Below are 1,068 nucleotides of genomic sequence, written 5' to 3'. Positions count from 1 at the left end.
GCCAGTAGTGGTGGTGTTGGAAGGGGTAGGTGGGGAGGGGTGTGGTGTGGGGGTTGGTGTGTTGGTAGTAGGTGTTCCAGTTGGGGTTGGTGCCTTGGGTGGTGAGGTGGGCGAGGGTGGTGGTGATGGTGGTGGTTTCGGGTTGTTTGTTGTTGAGGGTGGGGTGGGTGTTGGGGGGGAGGTGGGGGGTGAGGGTGGTGGTGGGTCCTATTTCGAGGTAGGTGGTGTGGTGTTGGTGGGTGAGGGTGGTGATGGCGTCGGCGAAGCGGACGGTGTTGCGGGCGTGTTGGGTCCAGTATTCGGGGGTTTGCATGTGGTGGGTGGCGGGTTGGCCGGTTTGGGTGGAGATGATGGGGATGGTGGGTGGGTGGTAGGTGAGTTGTTGGAGGGTGGTGTGGAGTTCTTTGAGGATGGGTTGGATGAGGGGGGAGTGGAAGGCGTGTGAGACGTTGAGTTGTTTGGTGCGGTGTCCTTGTTGTTGGGCTTGTTGGGTGATGGTGTTGATGGTGGTGGTGTCGCCGGAGATGACGAGGTTGTTGGGGTTGTTGATGGCGGCGATGGAGGCGGTGTGGGTGTGGGGTTGGAGGAGGGGTTGGAGTTGTTGTTCGGTGATGTTGATGGCGGTCATGGTGCCGTTGGTGGGGAGGGTTTGCATGAGGCGTGCGCGGGTGGTGATGAGGGTGGCGGCGTCGTTGAGGGTGAGGATGCCGGCGAGGTGGGCGGCGCTGATTTCGCCGATGGAGTGGCCGGTGAGGGTGGTGGGGTGGATGCCCCAGGATTCCCAGAGTCGGTAGAGGGCGGTGTGGAGGGCGAAGAGGGCGGGTTGGGCGTATTGGGTTTGGTGGATGAGTTGGGGGTCGGTGTTTTGGTTGGGGAAGATGATGTCGTGGAGGGGGTGGGGGAGGTGGGGGTCGAGGGCGGTGCAGGCGGTGTCGAAGGCGTCGGCGTAGGCGGGGTAGGTGTGGTAGAGCTCGTGGCCCATGTGGGGTTGTTGGGTGCCTTGGCCGGAGAAGATCATGGCGATGCGTTGGTGTTCGGTGGCGCGGCCGGTGATGAGGTGGGGGGTGG

1 protein-coding gene is annotated in these 1,068 nt (G+C 62.9%); it reads right to left on the bottom strand.

The features are described 5' to 3' along the window. Nucleotides 1-1,068 (bottom strand): acyltransferase domain-containing protein (locus ABT106_RS32045; protein ID WP_351284592.1); only part of this gene is annotated, 1,068 nt, incomplete at both ends.

The organism is Streptomyces sp. NPDC002044, assembly GCF_040296725.1.
Lineage (GTDB): Bacteria > Actinomycetota > Actinomycetes > Streptomycetales > Streptomycetaceae > Streptomyces > Streptomyces antarcticus.
The sequence above is the reverse complement of the archived record's forward strand: the minus strand, read 5'-3'. Positions and strand labels throughout refer to the sequence as shown.